This window comes from Desulfoprunum benzoelyticum (assembly GCF_014201505.1).
Lineage (GTDB): Bacteria > Desulfobacterota > Desulfobulbia > Desulfobulbales > Desulfocapsaceae > Desulfoprunum > Desulfoprunum benzoelyticum.
Map to the genome: position 1 here is coordinate 1 of NZ_JACHEO010000003.1, position 21,398 is coordinate 21,398.

General features: G+C 64.8%; 17 protein-coding genes and 1 riboswitch. Of the genes, 4 read left to right on the top strand and 13 right to left on the bottom strand.

The annotated features are described in order from the left end of the window. Nucleotides 1-242: 242 nt before the first annotated feature. The 5 genes from HNQ81_RS04270 to HNQ81_RS04290 all read right to left on the bottom strand — a co-directional run bounded on the left by HNQ81_RS04270 (nt 243) and on the right by HNQ81_RS04290 (nt 7,798). The gene (locus HNQ81_RS04270) at nt 243-467 is read right to left on the bottom strand and encodes a hypothetical protein (protein WP_183348672.1); all 225 of its coding nucleotides are present in this window, start codon (nt 465-467) and stop codon (nt 243-245) included. 134 nt (nt 468-601) lie between these two features. After that, nucleotides 602-1,978: an efflux transporter outer membrane subunit gene (locus HNQ81_RS04275; protein ID WP_183348674.1), complete on the bottom strand. Its 1,377-nt coding sequence runs from the start codon at nt 1,976-1,978 to the stop codon at nt 602-604. Next, nucleotides 1,975-5,133 carry an efflux RND transporter permease subunit gene (locus tag HNQ81_RS04280; RefSeq protein ID WP_183348676.1) on the bottom strand — a complete coding sequence of 1,053 codons (3,159 nt, stop codon included), beginning with the start codon at nt 5,131-5,133 and terminating at the stop codon, nt 1,975-1,977. The genes HNQ81_RS04275 and HNQ81_RS04280 overlap by 4 nt, the downstream gene beginning before the upstream one ends. A gap of 12 nt (nt 5,134-5,145) precedes the next feature. After that, nucleotides 5,146-6,321 carry an efflux RND transporter periplasmic adaptor subunit gene (locus HNQ81_RS04285; RefSeq protein WP_183348678.1) on the bottom strand — a complete coding sequence of 392 codons (1,176 nt, stop codon included), beginning with the start codon at nt 6,319-6,321 and terminating at the stop codon, nt 5,146-5,148. Between the two features lie 151 nt (nt 6,322-6,472). Then, on the bottom strand, nt 6,473-7,798 hold the full coding sequence (locus HNQ81_RS04290; RefSeq protein WP_205240319.1) for an HD-GYP domain-containing protein: 1,326 nt from the start codon (nt 7,796-7,798) through the stop codon (nt 6,473-6,475). A gap of 414 nt (nt 7,799-8,212) precedes the next feature. On the opposite strand from HNQ81_RS04290, the gene HNQ81_RS04295 reads away from it, so the two are divergent. Both HNQ81_RS04295 and HNQ81_RS04300 read left to right on the top strand, forming a co-directional pair. Then, the gene (locus HNQ81_RS04295; RefSeq protein WP_183348680.1) at nt 8,213-9,955 is read left to right on the top strand and encodes a cache domain-containing protein; all 1,743 of its coding nucleotides are present in this window, start codon (nt 8,213-8,215) and stop codon (nt 9,953-9,955) included. A 633-nt stretch (nt 9,956-10,588) separates the two neighbouring features. Beyond that, nucleotides 10,589-12,331: a cache domain-containing protein gene (locus HNQ81_RS04300; RefSeq protein WP_183348682.1), complete on the top strand. Its 1,743-nt coding sequence runs from the start codon at nt 10,589-10,591 to the stop codon at nt 12,329-12,331. Here the strand turns inward: HNQ81_RS04300 and HNQ81_RS04305 are convergent. From HNQ81_RS04305 to HNQ81_RS04335, 7 genes are all read right to left on the bottom strand, one after another. Then, a complete protein-coding gene (locus HNQ81_RS04305) occupies nt 12,295-12,672 on the bottom strand; it encodes a carboxymuconolactone decarboxylase family protein (protein ID WP_337833420.1) in 378 nt (125 codons plus the stop codon). The two genes, HNQ81_RS04300 and HNQ81_RS04305, sit on opposite strands and share 37 nt — an antisense overlap. Nucleotides 12,673-13,179: 507 nt before the next feature. Next, the gene (locus HNQ81_RS04310) at nt 13,180-13,425 is read right to left on the bottom strand and encodes an acyl carrier protein (RefSeq protein ID WP_183348684.1); all 246 of its coding nucleotides are present in this window, start codon (nt 13,423-13,425) and stop codon (nt 13,180-13,182) included. Next, nucleotides 13,422-14,699, bottom strand: a complete 1,278-nt coding sequence (locus HNQ81_RS04315; protein ID WP_183348686.1) for a dihydrolipoamide acetyltransferase family protein — start codon at nt 14,697-14,699, stop codon at nt 13,422-13,424. Before HNQ81_RS04315 ends, HNQ81_RS04310 begins: the two co-directional genes overlap by 4 nt. Beyond that, on the bottom strand, nt 14,692-15,696 hold the full coding sequence (locus tag HNQ81_RS04320; RefSeq protein ID WP_183348688.1) for an alpha-ketoacid dehydrogenase subunit beta: 1,005 nt from the start codon (nt 15,694-15,696) through the stop codon (nt 14,692-14,694). Before HNQ81_RS04320 ends, HNQ81_RS04315 begins: the two co-directional genes overlap by 8 nt. Further along, entirely contained in the window at nt 15,693-16,700 is a 1,008-nt protein-coding gene (gene pdhA / locus HNQ81_RS04325) for a pyruvate dehydrogenase (acetyl-transferring) E1 component subunit alpha (RefSeq protein ID WP_183348690.1), read from the bottom strand. Before pdhA ends, HNQ81_RS04320 begins: the two co-directional genes overlap by 4 nt. Next, entirely contained in the window at nt 16,697-18,457 is a 1,761-nt protein-coding gene (gene acsA / locus HNQ81_RS04330; RefSeq protein WP_183348692.1) for an acetate--CoA ligase, read from the bottom strand. The genes pdhA and acsA overlap by 4 nt, the downstream gene beginning before the upstream one ends. Nucleotides 18,458-18,815: 358 nt before the next feature. Then, nucleotides 18,816-19,004 carry a hypothetical protein gene (locus tag HNQ81_RS04335; protein WP_183348694.1) on the bottom strand — a complete coding sequence of 63 codons (189 nt, stop codon included), beginning with the start codon at nt 19,002-19,004 and terminating at the stop codon, nt 18,816-18,818. Nucleotides 19,005-19,123: 119 nt separating this feature from the next. Next, nucleotides 19,124-19,306: riboswitch (cobalamin riboswitch) on the bottom strand. 424 nt (nt 19,307-19,730) lie between these two features. Between HNQ81_RS04335 and HNQ81_RS04340 the strand changes: the two genes are divergently transcribed. Together HNQ81_RS04340 and HNQ81_RS18035 are read left to right on the top strand one after the other, a co-directional pair. Further along, the gene (locus tag HNQ81_RS04340; RefSeq protein ID WP_183348696.1) at nt 19,731-20,471 is read left to right on the top strand and encodes an IS110 family transposase; all 741 of its coding nucleotides are present in this window, start codon (nt 19,731-19,733) and stop codon (nt 20,469-20,471) included. After that, nucleotides 20,468-20,761 carry a transposase gene (locus HNQ81_RS18035; RefSeq protein ID WP_353740481.1) on the top strand — a complete coding sequence of 98 codons (294 nt, stop codon included), beginning with the start codon at nt 20,468-20,470 and terminating at the stop codon, nt 20,759-20,761. The genes HNQ81_RS04340 and HNQ81_RS18035 overlap by 4 nt, the downstream gene beginning before the upstream one ends. A 191-nt stretch (nt 20,762-20,952) precedes the next feature. Here HNQ81_RS18035 and HNQ81_RS04350 read toward each other — a convergent pair whose 3' ends face one another. Continuing rightward, nucleotides 20,953-21,393 carry an ankyrin repeat domain-containing protein gene (locus HNQ81_RS04350; RefSeq protein WP_183348698.1) on the bottom strand — a complete coding sequence of 147 codons (441 nt, stop codon included), beginning with the start codon at nt 21,391-21,393 and terminating at the stop codon, nt 20,953-20,955. Nucleotides 21,394-21,398: the final 5 nt, after the last annotated feature.

A 21,398-nucleotide genomic window follows, 5' to 3' on the forward strand; every position in this document is an offset into this window, starting at 1 on the left:
AAGCTGAAGGGGCATGAACCAGGGGGTTGGTCGAGATGACGGAAGCTGAAGGGGCATGAACCAGGGGGTTGGTCGCGATGACGGAAGCTGAAGGGGCATGGATCAGGGGGTTGGTCGCGATGACGGAAACTGAAGGGCATGAATCAGGGGGTTGGTCGAGGCGACAGTGCTCGATGTTCCCGATAGGGCGAAGGCCACGCCCCCGCCCCCGCTGTCATTTCGAAGCGCAGCGAGAAATCTTGTCATTCCATGGCAAAAGAAGATCTCTCCCTGCGGTCGAGATGACAGCGGGGGTTGGTCGAGATGACGGAAGCTGAAGGGGCATGAACCAGGGGGTTGGTCGAGATGACGGAAGCTGAAGGGGCATGAACCAGGGGGTTGGTCGCGATGACGGAAGCTGAAGGGACATGAATCAGGGGGTTGGTCGAGGCGACAGTGCTCGATGTTCCCGATAGGGCAAAGGCCACGCCCCCTCCCCCGCTGTCATTTCGAAGCGCAGCGAGAAATCTCATCATTCCCGATAGGGCAAAGGCCACGATCCCGCCCCCGCCGTCATTTCGAAGCGCAGCGAGAAATCTTGTCGTTCCCGGCAGAAGATCTCTCACCTGTTCTCCCATCCCCCACCCAAAGCCAGATACAGCTGCACCGCCGCCGTCCGCCGCCCCAGTTCCGACTGGGCCCGGTCGGTCTCGGCGGCATAAAGCTGGCGCTGGGCATCGAGGACCTCGAGGTAGCTGACGACCCCGGCCCGGTAGCGCATCTCCGCCAGCCGCAGCCCTTCCCGGGCCGCGGTCTCCCGCCGCCGCTGGGCCGCGATCTCGTCGCCACTGCGACCGTAGCGGCCCAAGGCATCGGCCACCTCGCGCAGGGCGTTGAGCCCGGTCTGGCGATAGGTCAGCCCGGCCTGTTGCAGCCGGGCCAGGGCCGCCCGGTAGTTGGCGGTCAGGCTGCCGCCGACGTAGAGCGACTGCAGCAGGTCAAAGCCCGGCGAGGCGACGGTGGCCCCCTCGCCGCTGACCAGGTCGCCGAGTTCGGTGCTGACCGCGCCGAAGGTCCCGGTCAGGCTGATGCTGGGGAAAAACAGCGCCTTGGCCTCGCCGACCTTGGCATTGGCAGCGATCAGCTGCTGCTCGGCCTGGCGCAGGTCGGGGCGGCGCTCGAGCAGCGCCGACGGCAGCCCCGCCGGCACCGGCGGCGGCAGCGCCGGTTCGGCCGGGGTCCCGAGGGCCACCGGGCCCGGCGGCCGGCCGAGGAGGATCGACAACGAATTCTCGGTCGCAGCAATATTGGTGAGCAGGCCCGGCAGCAGCGATTCGGTGGTCGCCAGCTGGTTTTCGGCCTGGCGCTCCTCGGCGGCGGAACTGACCCCGGCCGCGGCCAGGCGGCTGACCAGGCGCAGGGATTCGCGCTGGGCGGCGATCGTCCGCCGGGTGATCGCCGCCGTTTCGGCCAGGCTCTGCAACTGGAAATAACTCTGGGCGACGCTGGCCACCAGCGAGGCATAGACCCCGTCCTGCGCCGCCTTCGTCGCCAGCAGCTGGGCCCGGGCGGCCTCGGTGGCCCGGCCGTAGCGGCCCCAGAGATCGATCTCCCAGGCCAGGAACAGCCCGCCGAGGAAGCTGGTGGTGAAGTCATCGCCCGGCTGGCGGGCCGTGGGTGAAGCGGTCACCCCCGCCGCCAGCGACGGCAGGGCCGGCGATCGGGCCCCGGCCAGCAGGGCCCGAGCCTCCTGCACCCGGGCGGCGGCCAGCTGGACGTCGAGGTTGCCGGCGAGGGCGGACTGTATCAGCCCCTTGAGGGTCGGGTCGCCGTAGACCTGCCACCACGGCAGCGCCGCCACCGCCGCCTGCTCCGGCGGGGCGACGGCGTCGCGGTAGTCGGCCGGCAGATCGAGATCGGGGCGGCGGTAATCGAGGCCGACGCTGCAGCCGGCGAGGAACAGGGCGAGAAGCAGGATGACGAACGGCAAGCGCATCATGACTCCCCCTCCCCGGCCCCGGTAGTTACCGGCGACCCTTTCCGCCCGCGCACCCGCCCCACCACCCGGTCGACGGTCACATACAGCGCCGGGACGAAGAACACCGCCAGCAGGGTGGCGGCCAGCATCCCCCCGACGACGGTGATTCCCATCGACACCCGCGACGCCGCCCCCGCCCCTCTGGCCAGGACCAGCGGCATGACCCCGAGGATGAAGGCGAAGGAGGTCATCAGGATCGGTCGCAGCCGCAGCCGGGCCGCCTCCACCGCCGCCTCGACCGCCGCCATGCCGCCGTCGCGCCGCATCTTGGCGAACTCGACGATGAGGATGGCGTTCTTGGCCGCCAGGCCGATCAGCAGCACCAGGCCGATCTGGGCGTAGATGTTGAGGGCCAGGCCGACGGCCTGCAGCGCCAGCATCGCCCCGAACACCCCGAGCGGCACGGCGAACAGCACCGCCAGCGGTACCGCCCAGCTCTCGTACATCGCCGCCAGGAACAGGAAGACGAAGACGATCGCCAGCGCGAAGATCACCGGCGCCTGGCCGGCCGAGGCCTTCTCCTGCAGGCTGATCCCCGACCACTCATAGCCGTAGCCCGGCGGCAGGACCGCCGCCGCCACCGCCTCCATCGCCGCGATCGCCTGGCCGGAGCTGTAGCCGGGGGCGGCATCGCCGCCGATATCGGCGGTGCGGAACATGTTGTAGCGCTGCAGGGTGCTCGGTGAGCTGATCGGCACCGGGGCGACGAAGGTGGACAGCGGGATCATCAGGCCGGCGCCACTGCGGACATGATAGAGGCCGATGTTGGTGATATCGCCCCGGAATTCGGCCTCGGCCTGCATCGTCACCTTGTAGGTGCGGCCGAAGCGGTTGAAATCGTTGACGTTGAGGCCGCCGAGAAAGGTCTGCAGGGCGGTCGTGATATCGTTGACCTGGACCCCCAGTTTCTTGGCCTTTTCCCGGTCGACCTCGAGCTGGTAGGCGGGATTGCGGGGATTGAACTTCGAGTAGACCGAGCCGATCTCCGGCCGCTTCCTGGCCTCGGCGACAAACATATTGGCCACCTCGGCCAGGGCCTGCGGCGTGCCGCCGCCGCGATCCTGGAGCTTGAACGAGAAGCCGCCGGTGGCCCCCAGGCCGGGGATCGGCGGCGGGTTGAAGACCAGCACCGCCGCCTCGGGGTTCTGCGCCCCCCGCTGGTACAGCGATAGCAGGATCGCGCGCAGCGACAGCTCTTTGGTGGTGCGCTCCTCCCACGGCGCCAGGCCGGCGACGAACATGGCGCTGTTCGACTGCGGCACGCCGCTGAGGATGTTGTAGCCGTTGACCATCAGCCGCCGGGCGATACCCGGGGTATCGGCGACCAGGGCGTCGACCTTCTCCGCCGCGGCGATCGTCCGCCGCATCGCCGCCCCTTCCGGCAGCTGCAGCGAGCCGATGAAGTAGCCCTGGTCCTCGGCCGGGACGAAGCCGCCGGGGACACTCTGCAGCAGCCACCCGGCCGAAACGAGAATCACCGCCAGCGTCGCCAGGGTCAGGGCCAGCAGGCGGATGACCCGCCGCACCCCGTTGGTGTAGCCGGCCGTCAGCCGGTCGAAGCCCCGGTTGAACAGGCGGAAGAAACGGGCCAGCGGGCCGCGGCCGACCGCCACGGTGTTGGGCCGCAGCAGCAGGGCGCACAGGGCCGGAGTCAGCGACAGGGCGACGAAGCACGACAGGCCGACGGAGACGGCGACGGTGATCGCAAACTGCTTGTACATGACCCCGGCGATGCCGCCGAGGAAGGCCACCGGCACGAACACCGCCGCCAGCACCAGGGCGATCGCCACGACCGGCCCGGCGACTTCGTCCATCGCCTTGAGCGTCGCCGCGCGCGGGCCGAGACCGCCGTGGTGCATATGGTACTCGACCGCCTCGACGACGACGATGGCGTCGTCGACGACAATGCCGATCGCCAGCACCATCCCGAACAGGGTCAGGGTGTTGATCGAGAACCCGAGCACGGTGAAGGCGGCGAAGGTCGCGACCAGCGACACCGGCACCGCCAGCATCGGGATCAGGGTGGCGCGCCAGCTCTGGAGGAAGAGATAGACAACGATCAGCACCAGCACCAGGGCCTCGAACAGGGTCTTGACGACTTCGCGCAGCGACTCGACGACGAAGACCGTGTTGTCGATGACGAAATCGCAGGCGATGTCGGCGGGAAAGCGCCGGGTCAGCTGCTCCAGCTCGGCGTGGATCAGGGCCGAGGTCTCGATCGCGTTGGCGTCGGGGGTCAGGTTGACCGAGAAGGCGGTGGCGTCGCGGCCGTTGTAGCGGACACTGAAGGTGTAGTCCCTGGCCCCGAGTTCGACCCGGGCCAGATCGCGCAGGCGGATGAAGGAGCCGTCGGCCTGGGCGCGGACGATGATGTTCTCGAACTCGGCCGGTTCGGTCAATCGGCCGCGGACCTGGACCCCGTACTGGAACTGCTGCTCGGCAGGGGCCGGGAACTGCCCGACCTGGCCGGCCGGGGCCTGGACGTTCTGTTCCTTGATCGCCGCCAGGACGTCGCTCGGGGTGACGCCGAGGCGTGCCATCCGGTCGGGCTTGAGCCACACCCGCATCCCGAACTCGGAGCCGAACAGGGTGACGTTGCCGACCCCCTTGACCCGCTTGATCGCCTCGATGATGTTGATCGCCGTGTAGTTGGTCAGAAACAGCGAGTCGTAGGTCCCCTTCGGCGAGTGGATGGCGATGTACATCAGGGTGTCGGGGGTGCTCTTCTTGGTCGTCAGGCCGGTCGCCAGCACCTCCTGCGGCAGCTGGGCGTTGGCCTGGGCGGTGCGGTTCTGGACCTGGACCGAGGCGATGTCGGGGTCGGCCTCGAGGTTGAAGGTGACATCGAGGGTGTACTGGCCGTTTTCGGCCGAGGTCGAGCTCATGTAGAGCATCTGTTCGACGCCGTTGACCTGCTGCTCGATCGGCAGGGCGACGCCGTCCTCGACGACCTGGGCGTTGGCGCCGGGATAGGTGCCGCTGACCCGCACCGTCGGCAGGGTGATCTGCGGGAACTGGGCGATCGGCAGGGTCAGGCCGGCGATGATCCCGGCCAGCAGCAGGAACAGCGAGACGACGATGGCGAAGACGGGGCGGTTGATGAAGAACCTGGCCATGGCTGCCCCCGCTTACGGCTGAACCGCCGGTTCCACTGGCGGAGCTGCACCAGGCGTGCCTTCCTCGGTGATCAGGGTCGGGGCGACGACGGTCCCGGCCTGGACCTTCTGCAGCCCATCGACCACGATCCGCTCCTCCCCGCTCAGCCCGGCCGCGACCACCCACAGCTCGCCGCTCCGGCTGCCCATCGTCACAGGCCGCACCTCGATCGTGTTGTCCGGCCTCAGGACGTTGACGAATTCCTTGCCGAGGAGCTCGGTCACCGCCTTCTGCGGCACCAGCCGGGCGTCCTTGATCAGGTCATAGGTGATGCGGATGCGGCCGTTCATCCCCGGCAGCAGGAAATGGGAGGGGTTGGCGAATTTGGCCCGCAGCAGCAGGGTGCCGGTGGCGGCGTCGATGGCCCGATCGGCGAAATCGATGGCGCCGGGCTGGTCATAGCTGCCGCCGTCCGAAAACAGGAACTCGACCTTGACGTTGGCCGCTTCGGGGCTGTCTTTCTGCGCCAGGGCCGGTCTTTGCCGCATCCGTTCCAGAAGGGAGGTTTCGGAGACACTGAAGTAGACGTAGACCGGATCGAGGGTCGACACCGTCGCCAATACCGTCTGGCCGGCACTGACGACACTGCCGACCTCGACATTCTGCAGGCCGATCTGGCCGGTTATCGGCGAGAGGATTTCGGCATAGGAGCGATCCAGCTTTGCCCGATCGAGCAGGGCCTTTTTCGAGGCGACAACCGAAACAGCCTGTTTTTCCTGGGCAACAGCCAGATCATAGGTCTGCCGGGGAATGGCATTGTCCACCAGCAGCGGCCTGTACCGCTCCACGTCCTGCCGGGCCCGGATCATGTTCGCTTCGGCCTCCGCCAGTTTGGCCGCCGCATCGGCTACCGCCGCATCAAAAGGAAGCGGATCGATGGCGAACAGCAGGTCCCCCTTGCGGACCCGGTGCCCTTCCCGGAACGCCACCCGGTCGAGCATGCCGCCGACCCGGGAACGGATCTCCACCTCCTGGAAGGCCTTGACCCCGGCGATGACCTCCGTTGCCACCGGGGTGTCGCGGCGGATGACCTGCATCGCCGTGACCGTCGGCGGCGCCGGCGCCACCGGAGGGGCGGGACGATCGCAGGCCCCGCACAGCACCACCACCAGACCGATTCCAATCCCCCACCAGTATCCGTTGATCACGGCACCTTCCCCCCACGGTGATGGTTGCGCAGGAAAACGACGGCAATGTCACGTCGCGGTAGTTGCTGCAGCACACAACCGCTGCTGGGCAATGATAGCATGGCGATGAAGTGAAAAGCAAATCGACGGACGACCGCGGCGGCGGATACAATCAATCCAGCAGGATCTCGCCGGTACTGAAATAGCGGGTGATGACGGTTTTCAATTCGTCCCGCAGGCCCTGGTCGTCACGGCCGGCATAGCGGCGGTGGAGATCGCCGCCGATAGAGAGAAAGGCATCGACGACCTCCGGGTCGAAATGGCGGCCCCGCCCTTCCGCCACCAGGGCGACCGAGGCTTCGCAGGACAGGGGCTCCTTGTACGGGCGCCGCGAGGTCAGGGCGTCGAAGACGTCGGCGACGGCGAAGATCCGGGCCGGCAGCGGGATCGCCTGCCCCGCCAGTCCCTCCGGATAGCCGCTGCCGTCGAACTTTTCATGGTGCGAGCCGACGATCTGGGCGGCATCGTTGAGCCACATCGCCCCCTTGACGATGTCGAGGCCATGGCGGACGTGGTCCTTCATCTCGGAGAATTCCTGTTCGTCGAGGCTGCCGGGTTTGAGGAGGATGCTGTCGCGGACACCGATCTTGCCGACATCGTGAAGAAACGCCCCCTTGATCAGGGTCTGGATGTCCTGGTGCGGCAGTTTCAGTTGTTCCGCGAGGCGGACGGCGTAAAGGGTGACCCGGAAGTTGTGGATATCGGTATCGCTGTCGCGCTTGGCGATGGCGCCGGCCAGGATCGCCAGCGATTCGAGGTTGGCCTGCAGCAGGTTGCGCGAAAAGGTCACCAGTTTGCGGGCCAGCAGCAGGATGACCGGGTAGAGCAGGGCGCTGGTGACCACGACGACCAGGATCGTGATGACGGCGCTGCGCCGCAGATCTCTGCTGATGCCGGCCTGGACCGCCGCCGCCGGGGCGAAGACGGCCTGGGTGACACCGACCCGCTCCGCCCGGTACGTCACCGGCAGCACAGTGTAGATGTGCATTGCCCCGGCGATCATGACGATCCTGGTTTTCTGGGTGATCTCGGCCCCGGCCAGGGGGTGGGCGCCGATGAATGCCAGCACCGGCCCGATCCGGGCATAGCCGTCATCCCGCCGTTCTTCGCGGTCGTTCGTTGCGGCGCCGTGAAAACGGACGTAGACGAACTCGCCGCTCTGCCGGCCCAGGTTGGCCGCCATCCATTCGTCCAGGGCCCGGCGAAAGGCGGCGCGCTGATCGCCCTCCCCTTCATTGACAATCTCCATGGTCCGCAGAGTGATCGACCGGACATCGGCCTGCACCTCCTTCGCCACCAGATTGCGGAGATTGCGGCCTTCGATGACATAGACGGCGGCCGTGGTCGCCACGGCGACGAGCGCGGCCATGACCGCCAGCCGGATCGCCAGGGTGCGGTAAACGAAGGTCTGCAGGGTCTGGGGCCGGGATCGGGCCATGGTCGATCTCCTGAAAAACGGGCGGGCGAAAGGCGGGCCGGGGCGGAATTGCCGGCCCGATTGGACATCCTCACTGCGAATGGTATTATATATCAGAGCTTGTTAAAAAAGGAGGAATGTCTGCCCTGTCCTGATGACCTGCCCTCTGGCTTGTCGCCCTTTTTTCTCTGTCGCCTCGACCTGCCCCGGCTGTCGCCTCGACCTGCCCCGGCTGTCGCCTCGACCTGCCCCGGCTGTCGCCTCGACCTGCCCCCGCTGTCGCCTCGACCTGCCCCCGCTGTCATCTCGACCGCAGGGAGAGATCTTAAACCGGACTTGGAGTGGGCTCATGGACAGGAAAACCGAGATTTCTCGCTTCGCTTCGAAATGACGGAACAAAACACAACCTCATCCAACACCTGCCGGTAAACCGCCATGCCAGAAAAACAACTGCAACGGATTTCCAACACGATCTCCTTCCGGATCGCCCTGCCGGCGTTTCTGACCATTCTCCTCTTCGTCGTCGCCATCTTCTACGTCGTCCTGCCGCAGTTGGAGCAGAGCCTGCTGAATCGCAAGCAGGAGATGATCATGGAGTTGACGGAAACGACCTGGAGCCTGATCGGCGATTACCATGAGCGGGAACTGCGCGGTGAACTGAGCCCCGACGAGGCGAAGCGGCGCGCCGTGCTGCGGATCGGCAAGCTGCGCTACGGCCCGGAAAAAAAAGATTATTTCTGGATCAACGACATGACCCCGCGGATGATCATGCACCCGTACCGCAGCGATCTCGACGGCAAGGATATCTCCGACTTCAGGGATCCTAAAGGCAAGCGCCTCTTTGTCGAATTTGTAAAGACCGTGGAAAAACAGGGCGCCGGCTACGTCGACTACATGTGGCAGTGGAAGGACGATTCGGACAAGATCGTCCCCAAGATCTCGTACGTCAAGGGCTACGAGCCCTGGGGGTGGATCGTCGGCACCGGGATGTACATCGATGACGTCAAGGCCGAGATCGCCGCGATCCGCAACCATCTAGCCGCCGTTTCCGCCGGCATCCTGGTGATCATCTCCCTGCTCGCCCTCTACTCCATCCGCCAGAGCCTGCTGGCCGACCGCGAGCGGCAGCGGATCTTCGCCGAGCGGGGGGAATTGTTGAAGTCGCTGGAGCAGAGCACGGAGCGGTTCCGCAACCTGATCGAGACCACCAGCGACTGGATCTGGGAGATCGACCGCGACGGCCGCTGCACTTACTCCAGCCCGCGGGTCGAGAATCTGCTCGGCTTTGAGCCGGTGGAGATCCTCCACGCCTCGCTGACCACGTTCGCGCCGCCCGACCAGGCCGCCGAGGCCGGCGCCGCCTTCGCGAAACTGCTCGCCGCCGGCAAGCCCTTCACCGGCTTCGAGATCACCTCGCTGGGCAAGGACGGCCAGGTCGTCGTCCTCGAGTGCAACGCCGTGCCGATCTTCGATGAGCGGGGACAGCTGGCGGGTTACCGCGGGGTCGCCCGTGATATCACCGAGCGCAAGACGGCGATGGAGGTCCTGAAGAAGAGCCGCGACGATCTCCATGCCAGCCTCGAGGAGACGGTGGCCTCGCTGGCTTCGACCGCCGAAAAGCGCGACCCCTACACCGCCGGGCACCAGCAGCGGGTCGACCGCCTGGCCTGCGCCATCGCCCGGGAGATCGGCTACCCCGAGGACAAGATCGAGGGGCTCCACATCGCGGCGCTGCTGCACGACATCGGCAAGATCACCCTGCCGTCGGAGTATCTCGCCAAGCCGACCCGGTTGTCGTCGGAGGAAAAGGCCCTGTTCAAACTCCATCCCGAGGTCGGCTACGAGATCCTCAAGCGGATCCAGTTCCCGTGGCCGGTGGCGGAGATCGTCCTCCAGCACCACGAGCACCTGGACGGCACGGGCTACCCGCAGGGGCTGAAGGATGACGAGATACTGCTCGAGGCCCAGATCCTCGCCGTCGCCGACGTGGTCGAGGCGATGTCGTCGCACCGCCCCTACCGGCCTTCGCTCGGCATCGACATCGCCCTCGACGAGATCCGCGCCGGACAGGGCATCCGCTATCATGCCGAAAGCGTCGATGCCTGTCTCAACCTGATCCTGGAAAAGCGATACGACCTGAGCTACACCATGGAGGAAGGCGGCGGCGGGGTCGGGTGAATTTGAGCAGGCAGTGGACAACTATCTGTGGTTGTAACAAGGGGCAACCAGGGAACATAAGATTTCTCGCTGCGCTTCGAAATGACAGCGGGGACGGGATCTTGGCTTTGGCCCTATCGGGAACAGCAGCACTGTCATCGCGACCTGCCCCTGCCTTGTCGCCTTTCATGCTCTGTAATCGCGACCTTCCCCCGCTGTCATCTCGACCGCAGGGAGAGATCTCAAACAGGATTTGGAATGGGCTCCGGCAAAGGAACAACAAGATTTCTCGCTGCGCTTCGAAATGACAGCGGGGGCGGAATCTTGACCTTCGCCCTACCGGGAACAACGAGATTTCTCGCTTCGCTTCGAAATGACAACGGGGGCAGAATCTTGACCTTCGCCCTACCGGGAACAACAAGATTTCTCGCTGCGCTTCGAAATGACAGCGGGGACGGGATCTTGGCTTTGGCCCTATCGGGAACAGCAGCACTGTCATCGCGACCTGCCCCTGCCTTGTCGCCTTTCATGCTCTGTAATCTCGACCTGCCCCCGCTGTCATCTCGACCGTAGGGAGAGATCTCAACCAGGCCTGGGAGTGGACTCCTGCCAGAATAAAAACAAAAACATCCCGCTATCCATCAGTGGACCGCCATGCCAGAAAAACAACTGCAACGGATCTCCAGCACCATCTCCTTCCGGATCGCCCTGCCGACGTTTCTGACCATTCTCCTGTTCGTCATCACCATCTTCTCCATCGCCCTGCCGCAGTTGGAACAGAGCCTGCTCAATCGCAAGCAGGAGATGATCATGGAGTTGACCGAAACCGCCTGGAGCCTGCTCGAGGATTACCATGCCCGCGAACTGCGCGGCGAGCTGAGCCCCGACGAGGCGAAGCGGCGGGCTATTCTGCGGATCGGCAAGCTGCGCTACGGCCCGGGAAAAAAGGATTATTTCTGGATCAACGACATGACCCCGGTGATGATCATGCACCCCTACCGGCCCGATATCGAGGGCAAGGATGTTGCCACCTTTGAAGATCCGAACCTGAAAAATATTTTAACCAAGATCGTCGAGGTGGTGCGGCAACAGGAGGCGGGATTTGTCGACTACGAGTGGCAGTGGAAGGACGAAACGCAGAGAATCGCGCCCAAGATCTCGTACGTCAAGGGCTACGAGCCCTGGGGCTGGGTCATCGGCACCGGGATGTACAGCGATGACGTCAAGGCCGAGATCGCCGCGATCCGCAACCACCTGGCCGCCGTCTCCGCCGGGATCCTGGTGATCATCTCCCTGCTCGCCCTCTACTCCATCCGCCAGAGCGTGCTGGCCGACCGCGAGCGGCAGCGGATCTTCGCCGAGCGTGGCAGGTTGATGAAGTCGCTGGAGATGAGCACGGAGCGGTTCCGCAACCTGATCGAGACCACCAGCGACTGGATCTGGGAGATCGACCGCGACGGCCGCTGCACCTACTCCAGCCCGCGGGTCGAAAACCTGCTCGGCTTCGAGCCGGAGGAGATCCTGCATGCCCCGCTGACCGCCTTCGCCGCGCCCGGCCAGGCCGCCGCGATCAACGCCGCCTTCACAAAACTGCTCGCCGCCGGCAAGCCCTTCAACGGCTTCGAGATCACCTCGCTGGGCAAGGACGGCCGGGTCGTCGTCCTCGAATGCAACGCCGTGCCGATCTTCGATGAGCGGGGACAGCTGGCGGGATACCGCGGGGTCGCCCGGGATATCACCGAGCGCAAGACGGCGATGGAGATCCTCAGAAAGAGCCGCGACGATCTCCATGCCAGCCTCGAAGAGACGGTGGCCTCGCTCGCCTCCGCCGCCGAAAAGCGCGATCCCTACACCGCCGGGCACCAGCAGCGGGTCGAGCGTCTGGCCTGCGCCATCGCCAGGGAGATCGGCTACCCCGAGGACAAGATCGAGGGGCTGCACATCGCGGCGCTGCTGCACGACATCGGCAAGATCACCCTGCCGTCGGAGTATCTCGCCAAGCCCACCCGGTTGTCGACGGAGGAAAAGGCCCTGTTCAAGCTCCACCCCGAGGTCGGCTACGACATCCTCAAGCGGATCCACTTCCCCTGGCCGGTGGCGGAGATGGTCCTCCAGCACCACGAGCATCTCGACGGCACGGGCTACCCGCGGGGCCTGAAGGACGACGAGATCCTGCTGGAGGCGAATATCCTCGCCGTCGCCGACGTGGTCGAGGCGATGTCGTCGCACCGCCCCTACCGGCCGTCGCTCGGCATCGACATCGCCCTCGACGAGATCCGTGCCGGGCGGGGCATCCGTTATCATGCCGCAAGCGTCGATGCCTGCATCGACCTGATCCTGGAAAAGGGATTCGACCTGAGCTACACCAGGGACGAGGACGGGGGCGGGGTCGGGTGAGAGGCCTCGAACTGCTCCAGCGCCTCCAGCGCCTCGCAGCCGTAGATCACCGCCGGGCCGCCGCCCATGAGGACCGCGACGCCGATGGTCTCGAGGATCTCCTCCCTCGAGGCGCCGGCGCGGAGGGCGTCATGGACGTGGTAGGCGATGCAGCCGTCGCAGCGGACCGTGATCCCGATCCCCAGGGCGATCAGCTGCTTGGTCCTGGCGTCGAGGGCGCCGGCCGTCGTCGCCGCGGCGCTGAGCTGGGCGAAGGCCGTCATCGGCCCGCGCAGGTTTCTCGCCAGCCGGGCGTAGATCTGCTGCAGCCGCCGGTGGTAGTCGGGGTAATTGTCATGCACTGTTCGTCTCCTTGTTGCGGGGGTTGCGCCGGTTGGCGGTTGGACCTCCGTGCGTCGAGGTGACTTCACTCCCTGTCATCGCGACCTGCTCCCTGCCACGAACGACAAGATTTCTCGCTGCGCTTCGAAATGACAGCGGGGGCGGCATCGCGCCCTTCGCCCTACCGGGAACCGCCGGATTTCTCGCTGTCCCCTCGACCTGCCCCCGCTGTCATCGCGACCTGCCCCTTGGCTTGCCGCCCTTTCATGCCGTGTCATCTCGACCTGCCCCTTGGCTTGCCGCCCTTTCATGCCGCGTCATCTCGACCTGCCCCCGCTGTCATCTCGACCGCAGGGAGAGATCTTAAACTGGTCTTGGAATGATCCCCCGCAGGGAACAGCAAGATTTCTCGCTGCGCTTCGAAATGACAGCGGGGCCGGCATCGCGCCCTTCGCCCTACCGGGAACATGAAGATTTCTCGCTTCACCCGAAATGACAGAATAGCGATCGAAAAACACGATCCACCATCACTGCACCCGCGCCGCCAGGTAGCGGACGATCTCCGCCAGGGTGTGCAACCGGCCGTAGTCGGCCTCGGGCACGCTGACTCCCAGTTCCTCGTCGAGGCGGATGAAGAAATTGAGGGCGTCGAAGGAATCGATGTCGAGCGTCCGCCGGATGTTGTCGTCCGGGCCGAGGGCGGCCGGGTCCGATTCCGGGGCGATCCGCCGGAGAATCGTCAACACCACCTCCCTGATCTGTTCGTCGGTCATAATTTTTCAGGCTCCTGCAGGTAGCGGTTGAGGGCGTCGAGGAACTGGGCGCCGCGATGGCCGTCGGTGGCGCGGTGGTCGGCGGCCAGGGTGGCGGTCAGCACCGGCCGCACCGCCAGCATGCCGTTCTCGGCCCAGGGCTGCTCCATGATCCGGCCGAAGCCGACCAGGGCCACCTGGGGCGGGTAGATGACCCCGTACACCGTTTCGACCCCGAGGTCGCCGAGGCTGGTGACGGTGACGGTGGCCTCGGTCAGCTCCGAACTGCGCAGGCCGCCGGAGCGGGCCCGGGTGATGAGATCGCGCAGCGCCGCCATCAGCTCGTCGAGGCTCTGCAGATCGGCGTTGAGGAGCGCCGGGGTGATCAGCCCGCCCTGGCGCAGGGCGATGGCGAAGCCGATATTGATCGCCTCCTGCGGCTGGAACCGGTCGTCGACCCAGTAGCCGTTGAGCTCCGGCGCCTCGCCCAGGGCCAAGGCGACGGCCTTGATGAGCGGCACCACGGGCAGGATCCGCTCCCGGATCGGCCGTTTGAGGTTCTCCGCCTCCAGCCGGCGCAGGGTGCGGCTCAGGTCGATCCGCAACCCCAGGTAGTAGTGGGGAATTTCGCGGTTGGAGCGGGCCATGGCGGCGGCGATCGCCCGGCGCATCCCGGCCTGGAAATCCTTGGCCGGTGGCGCTGCCGCAGCCGGCGGGACAGGCGCCGGTTCCGCCACGACCGGTGCCGCTTGCTCCGTTCCCGGCCGCAGAACCTGCGGGGCGACGCCGCCCGCGACATCGGCCGCCCGGATGACCCCGCCCGGCCCCGTTCCCGGCAGCTGACTCAGATCGAGGCCACGCTCGGCCGCCAGCCGGCGGGCATAGGGCGAGGCCTTGATCCGGGCCGCCGCCGGCCCGGGCGCCGAGGGCACCGAAACGGCAGGCTCGGGCTTTGCCGGCGCCGCTGCGACCTTGATTGCCGCGCTTTCGGCCGGGACCGGAGCCCCGCCGGTACCGGCAGCTGGCTCCCGCCTCTGCTGAGGGGAGGCGGCCGCCTCGCCCTCGCTGCGGATCACTGCCAGGACGGTCCCCACCGGCACCTTCTGCCCCGGCTCGACCACCAGTTCCTCGACCACCCCGTCCTCGTAGACCTCGATCTCGATCGCCGCCTTGTCGGTCTCGACGACGGCGATGACATCACGGCGCTTGACCTCGTCGCCGGCCTTGACCAGCCACTCGACCAGCGTCCCCTCCTGCATATCCGCGCCCAGGCTGGGCATGCAAAAATCAGCCATGGCCACCCACCATTTTTTTCACCAGCGCGACGATCCCCGCCACCTGCGGCAGGGCCGCCTCTTCGAGGTGTTTCGCATACGGCAGCGGCACCTCGGCGGTGCACAGCCGCGCTACCGGGGCATCGAGATCGTAGAAGGCGCCCTCCATGATCCGGGCGCTGATCTCGGCGGCGAGGCTGCCGCTCCGCCACCCCTCGTCGACGACCAGCGCCCGGTGGGTCCGGGCCACCGAGGCGAGGAAGGTCGCCTCATCGAGCGGCCGCAGGGTCCGCAGGTCGACGACCTCGACCTCGATCCCGTCTTTAGCCAGGATCTCGGCCGCCTCCAGCGCCTTGAACAGACTCGCCCCGTAGCTGATGATCGTGATGTCCCGGCCGTCCCGCCGCACCCGGGCCCGGTCGATATCGACCGCCCCGGCCTCGACCGCCAGCGGCCCCTCCATATTGTAGAGGTTGCTGTTCTCGAAGATCAGCACCGGGTCCGGGTCCTCGAGGGCGGTCCACAGCATGCCGCGGGCGTCGTTGACGGTGGCCGGGGCCAGCACCTTGATCCCGGGGATGTGGGCGAACCAGCCCTCGAGGGAGCGGGAATGCTGGGCCGCCACCTGGCGGCCGCCGCCGGTCGCCAGGCGGATGACCACCGGGACGTTGAACTGGCCGCCGGACATGTGGAGCAGCACCGCGGCGGTATTGATGATCTGATCGGCCGCCAGCAGGCTGAAGTTGCCGGTCATGATCTCGACGATCGGCCGCATCCCGCCCAGGGCGGCACCGATCCCGGCCCCGGTGAACCCCGATTCCGCCAGCGGGGTGTCGCGGATCCGCTCGGGCCCGAATTCCTCGAGCAGGCCCTTGCTGACGGCGAAACAGCCGCCGTAGCGGCCGACATCCTCGCCCATCAGAAAGACCCGCTCGTCCTTGTGCATCGCCTCGCGGATGGCCTCGCGCACCGCCTCGCGGTAGGTCAGCTTGCGCATGGTGCCGGCAGTGGTGGTCATGGCAGCCTCCGTTCCGAATAGACGAAGCGGGTCAGGTCCTCGACCGGCTCGAGGCTGCCGGCCTCGGCGAAGGCGACAGCCTCGTTGATCTCCCGGGCGACCTCGGCCTCGATCGCCTCGAGATCGCCATCGCTGACCAGCCCGGCGCCCCGCAGCCGCTCGGTGAAGGACGCAATCGGGCAGCGCTGTTTCCATTGCTCGACCTCGGCGCGGGTCCGGTACAGTTCGGCGTCGTACATCGAGTGGGCGCGGAAACGGTAGGTGCGGCATTCGAGGAACTGCGGCCCCTCGCCGGCCCGGATCGCCGCTGCCGCCTGGTGTGCCGCCGCCTCCACCGCCAGCACGTCCATCCCGTCGACCGCGGCGGCCGCCATGCCGTAGCTTGCGGCCCGGGCGGCGAGATCGGTGGCCGCCTGGGCGTAGCGCAGCGCCGTCCCCATCGCGTAGAGGTTGTTCTCACAGACGAACAGCACCGGCAGCCGCCACAGGGCGGCGAGGTTGAGGCTCTCGTGGAACTCGCCCTCGGCGACGGCGCCGTCGCCGAAAAAGCAGCAGGTGACGCGCCGCTTCTGCTGCATCGTGTCGGCCAATGCCAGGCCGACCGCCAGCGGCAGGCCGCCGCCGACGATGGCGTTGCCGCCGTAAAAGCGGGTCCGGGCGTCGAACAGGTGCATCGACCCGCCCCGGCCGCGGCTGCAGCCCTCCTGGCGGCCGTACATCTCGGCCAGGATGGCGCCGGCGGCCACACCCCGGACCAGGGCATGGCCGTGCTCGCGGTAGGTGGCGACGACGGCGTCATCGGCGGTCAGGGCCTCCAGCACCCCCACCGCCACCGCCTCCTCGCCGTCGTAGAGGTGGAGAAAACCGCGGATCTTGGTGGCGGTGTACAGTTCGGCGCATTTGTCCTCGAAGCGGCGGATCCGGACCATCGAGCGCAGCAGGTGCAGGCCGTGCTCGCGTTCGACCGGCGCCGCCGTGGTCTTGGCGCTTTTTCTGGGTGTCATTCGCTCTTCTCCAATGTCGACAGATCGCCCTCGGGCAACCCCAGTTCACGGGCCTTGAGCAGGCGCCGCATGATCTTGCCGGCCTTGTTCTTGGGGAGATTGGCCTGGAATTCGATCTCCTTCGGCGCCACCGCCGCCCCCAGCCGCTTGCGGGCGAAGCCGATGAGCTCGAGGCGGAGCTCGTCGCTCGCTTCGATGCCGGGCTTGATCGTGACGAAGGCCTTGACGAGCTCGCCGATCAGCGGGTCGGGCTTGCCGATGACCCCGGCCTCGACCACGGCCGGGTGCTCCATCAGCGTGCTCTCGACCTCGAACGGCCCGACCATGTGGCCCGAGGTCTTGATGATGTCGTCGGCCCGGCCGACGAACCAGAAGTAGCCGTCGCCGTCGCGCCGGGCCAGGTCGCCGGTCAGGTACCAGCCGCCGACGAAGCAGGCGCGGTAGCGCTCCTCGTCGTGGAGGTAGCCGCGGAACATCGACGGCCAGCCCGGCCGCAGCGCCAGATCGCCGTGGGCCTCGGGGTCGGCGATAAGCTCGACCGAGTCAGGGCCGGTGCGGCGGACGATGGCGGCCTGTATCCCGGGCAGGGGCCGGCCCATCGAGCCGGGCCGGATCTCCAGGGCCGGGAAGTTGGCGATCATGATGCCGCCGGTCTCGGTCTGCCACCAGTTGTCGTGGATCGGCAGGCCCAGCGCCTTCTCGCCCCACACCACCGCCTCGGGGTTGAGCGGCTCGCCGACGCTGTGGATGACGCGCAGGCGGCTGAGGTCGTAGCTGCGGACCGGTTCGACCCCGAGCCGCATGAAGCGGCGGATGGCGGTGGGGGCGGTGTACCAGACGCTGACCCGCTGGGTCTCGAGGATCCGGCACCAGCGGGTGGCGTCGAAATCGGCCTCGTCGACGAGGTTGGTGATGCCGTGGAGCAGCGGGGCGATGATCCCGTACGAGGTCCCGGTGACCCAGCCCGGGTCGGCGGTGCACCAGAAGACGTCGTCGGGGTGGAAGTCGAGCACGTAGCGGCCGGTGATGTAGTGGATTAGCGCCGCCTGGTGGACGTGGAGCGCCCCCTTCGGCATCCCGGTGGTGCCGCTGGTGAAGTGGAGGACGGCCACATCCTCGGGGTCGGTGGGAGGGATGACGAAGCTGTCGGCCGCCTCGGCCATCAGCCGCGACCATGACAGCAGGCCGTCGCTCCCATGGTCGGGGGCATCGACCAGCAGGATGTGCTGGAGCCTGGGCAGGGTCGCCCGGAACGGGGCGACCTTGTGCCGGTACTGGCGCTCGGTGGTGACCAGGACCCGGGCGTCGCCGCGGCGCAGCCGCTGACACACCGGTTCCGGGCCGAAGGCCGAAAACAGCGGGCAGAAGACACTGGTGTTCTTGAGGGTCCCGAGGGCGGCGATGTACAGTTCGGGAATGCGGTCGGCGAGGACGGCGACGGTGTCGCCCTTGCCGAGCCCGAGGCCGGTGAGGAGGTTGGCGCAGCGGCTGGTCTGGGACTTGAGCTCGCCGTAGGTGAAGTCGCGGACGGTGTCGTCGCTGCCGAGCCAGCGCAGGGCCAGATGGTCGCGGCGGGGACCGGCGGCGTGGCGATCGACCGCTTCGTGGGCGATGTTGAAGCCCCGGCCGCCGGGCAGGCCGGCAAACTCGCGACGGACGTCGTCCCAGGAAAAATCGGCACAGGTGACGGCGTAGTCCAGCAGATTGGGCCGGACCGCCCAGGATTGTGGCTGTTTCTCTATCGGCGCCCAGTGCACTGTCTCACCTCACTTCACGCGGCGGTGAACGAGAAGGGTGCAGCCCCCGCGGATCGAACCGGAGGGGCTGCCTGTCAGGACTGTACCGGGAGCTCGGCCCAACCGTCGCCGAGCCTCCCTGTGGTAAGACTATCAAAACGGCGCCGGCGAAGCAAATTTTTCCCCTTCCAGCAGGGGTGATGTCCCACTGCCTTCGTCGTTCCCGGCAGGGCAAACGCCATAATCCCGATCCCCACCGTCATTTCGAAGCGAAGCGAGAAATCTTTATGTTCCCTCGCAGCCATGGCAAAGGAGCGCTCTCCCCTGCCGGTGGTGGCCAGGGGAGAGGGTTGAGGTCAGGCGCGCAGCGGCTACCCCCTTACCGGGCAACCGCCGGCGGCCGTCCGGCGACGGCGGCGGTGATCACCGCCGTTTTCCGGGGCACACCGGAACAGTTCGGGGCCGGTCTCCCCTGCCCCAGACACCGCCGCAGGATCAACTGGTAGGTGTCCCAATCCCTTGTGCTCAGTGCATTCTGCCGTGCAAAACTTAATTCTGCATTGCCCATTACAGCCTCCTTGGAAAAGGTGCCGGCCCAGGACAAAAAAAGCCCCCGGACCAATGAAAATTGATCTGGGGGCCCTGATTTCTCCACAGATACGCCTCGACCATCCCTGATCCACGGGGATATGTCTTCCTGTTCAGGCAGGTCTTCTGACTTCCGGCTCATCCTACTCGTTGCGTCTTCCCGATCCAATGGATCAGTGACATGGGTGCAACGTTCGTCCCCGGTTACAGCGGCGGGCCCGTCTCCGATTCACACGGAGTTCCCTTTTCTTCCTTTACGGAACCTGAACGATACGATTTGACCAGATAGCGGGCGGGAAAGCAAGGGATAACGGGTGTTGATGGTCGACTGCCCAAGATGGTCGATCGGGGCCGCGATGACTGCGGGAGATTTGCCTGTTTCGAAAGGTGTTCACCCCTATGTCCCCCGATTTCGAGCATCCCCCTGTCATATCGGGCGAAGCGAAAAACCTGGTTGTTCCCGGCAGGGCGGAGGCCATGGTCCCGCCCCCGCTGTCATATAAAGGAAAAAACTGAAAAACAAGATAAGTTGGGGTGGGGAGAAGAGACGAACTGTCAACGGCATACAGCCTCTCGAAATGCAAAAATCTCTTCTCACCCCGGCGCCTTTGAAGCCTCCTTCAACGGGTATGGCAATAAGTCCCCTTAACGAATATGAAACGGCAAAAGGCATCCCTTCGCTTATCTAACTAAAAGAGAATACTCAATGAATTTCAAGAAAGTTTCTACTTGGCAGGAATTCACCAATTGTCCCGCGATTGGAGTCGATGTCTGCAAAAAGTACCTGGATCTCGTGGGGCTGTCCGGATCCACCAGCTTTTACAGGAGGATCGACAATACCGCCCAAGCCATCGGTGAATTTGCCAAAGCACTTGGTCAACAGGAATTTAAAGGCACAATATTGTGTGAAGCAACAAGTCACTATCATCTTGTTTTGGCCGTTATGTCCTGCGAGGCCGGACTGGATATCCGGGTTATCAATCCTCTCATGTCGAGCAAGCACGCCAAAAGTGCTATTCGTAAAACCAAAACCGACAGGGTTGATGCCCATGTGCTGGCAACTATGGTCTTGACCGAGCCCAACCTGCCACCACCACTGAAGCTGAGCCGCAGTCATTGTCTGGTCCGCCATACCTTAGGCCTCATTCATTCTCAGGAACAGCATCTTCAAGGAATCAAAAGGTCGCTCGACAGTTACCTGGAACGACTCAGCCAGTTGAACCTTGAGGCCGGTAATGCCTATAAACAGGCCGTTGAGGTGTTCAAGCAGTTTAAAGACTGTCATAAACACCTGCTGTCCGAATTGGAATCCTATCTGCTGGAAACCCAGCCGGAGCGACAGGAAGCGATTGAACGTGTCTGTGCAGTTCGGGCATCACACGTCGTAACGCTGCGCTCTTCACCTTTGTTCTCGATCCTAAGGTATCCAGCGCAAAATCCTGGATAGCCTATGCGGGCCTGGATGTAGCGATCAAAGAAAGCGGCACTTGGCGCGGTCATGGCAAGATAACCAAACGCGGCCCTTCCTGGCTGAGAAAGAGGCTGTTCCAGTCTGCCTGGGGTACAACCATGGCGGACTCCCAGGGGCGGCTCTATTACGATACCTTGAAGGCAAACGGACGCAAACATAAAGAAGCCCTGGTCATAATGGCCAAAAAACTGTTGAGCATTATGCATGCACTCATCGTGCACCAAAAAACGTTCGATAATTCAAAGGCATTTCAAGTTACACCTTGACTATTCCCTTTAACGGGCATTTCGAAGCGTAGCGAGAAATCTTGCTTTTCATGGCCAAAGCCCACCCCTCACAAACGGTTTAAGATCTCTCCCTGCGGTCGAGATGACAGCGGGGGCAGGTCGACGCGACAGAGTAAAAAATAGCGATAAGCTTTGAAAAAGCTAAGAAGTGTTTCCAATTATCAGTATTATCATCGGACACTCGCTTTCCTTAATATTTCCACAATTTCTTCATGCCCTTTTTCTATTGCAATATCAAGCGGCAGTTGGCCTTTCTTTGTTTTCTTTATTACATTAGCACCATATAGAATCAAAGTTTTGACAATTTCCGTATGCCCATAATATGCCGCCCAGAAAATAGCAGTGTTACCACCATCTTCCCGTGCGTTGACATCTGCATTTGCCTCCAATAAAATCTTCACCACATCCAAATAACCTCCACTTGCAGCTGCAGTCAGTGGTGTCCAACCATCAATAGCATACGCATCAACGTCAGCCCCACGCTGAATTAAAAAATTCACCTTGGACACATCACCAATACCAGCGGCAGAAACCAAATCCTTGTCGATTTCAGGAGTACATCCGCATGCATAAACAATAAAAAATACCCATATCAATATTTTATTTTGCATATTTC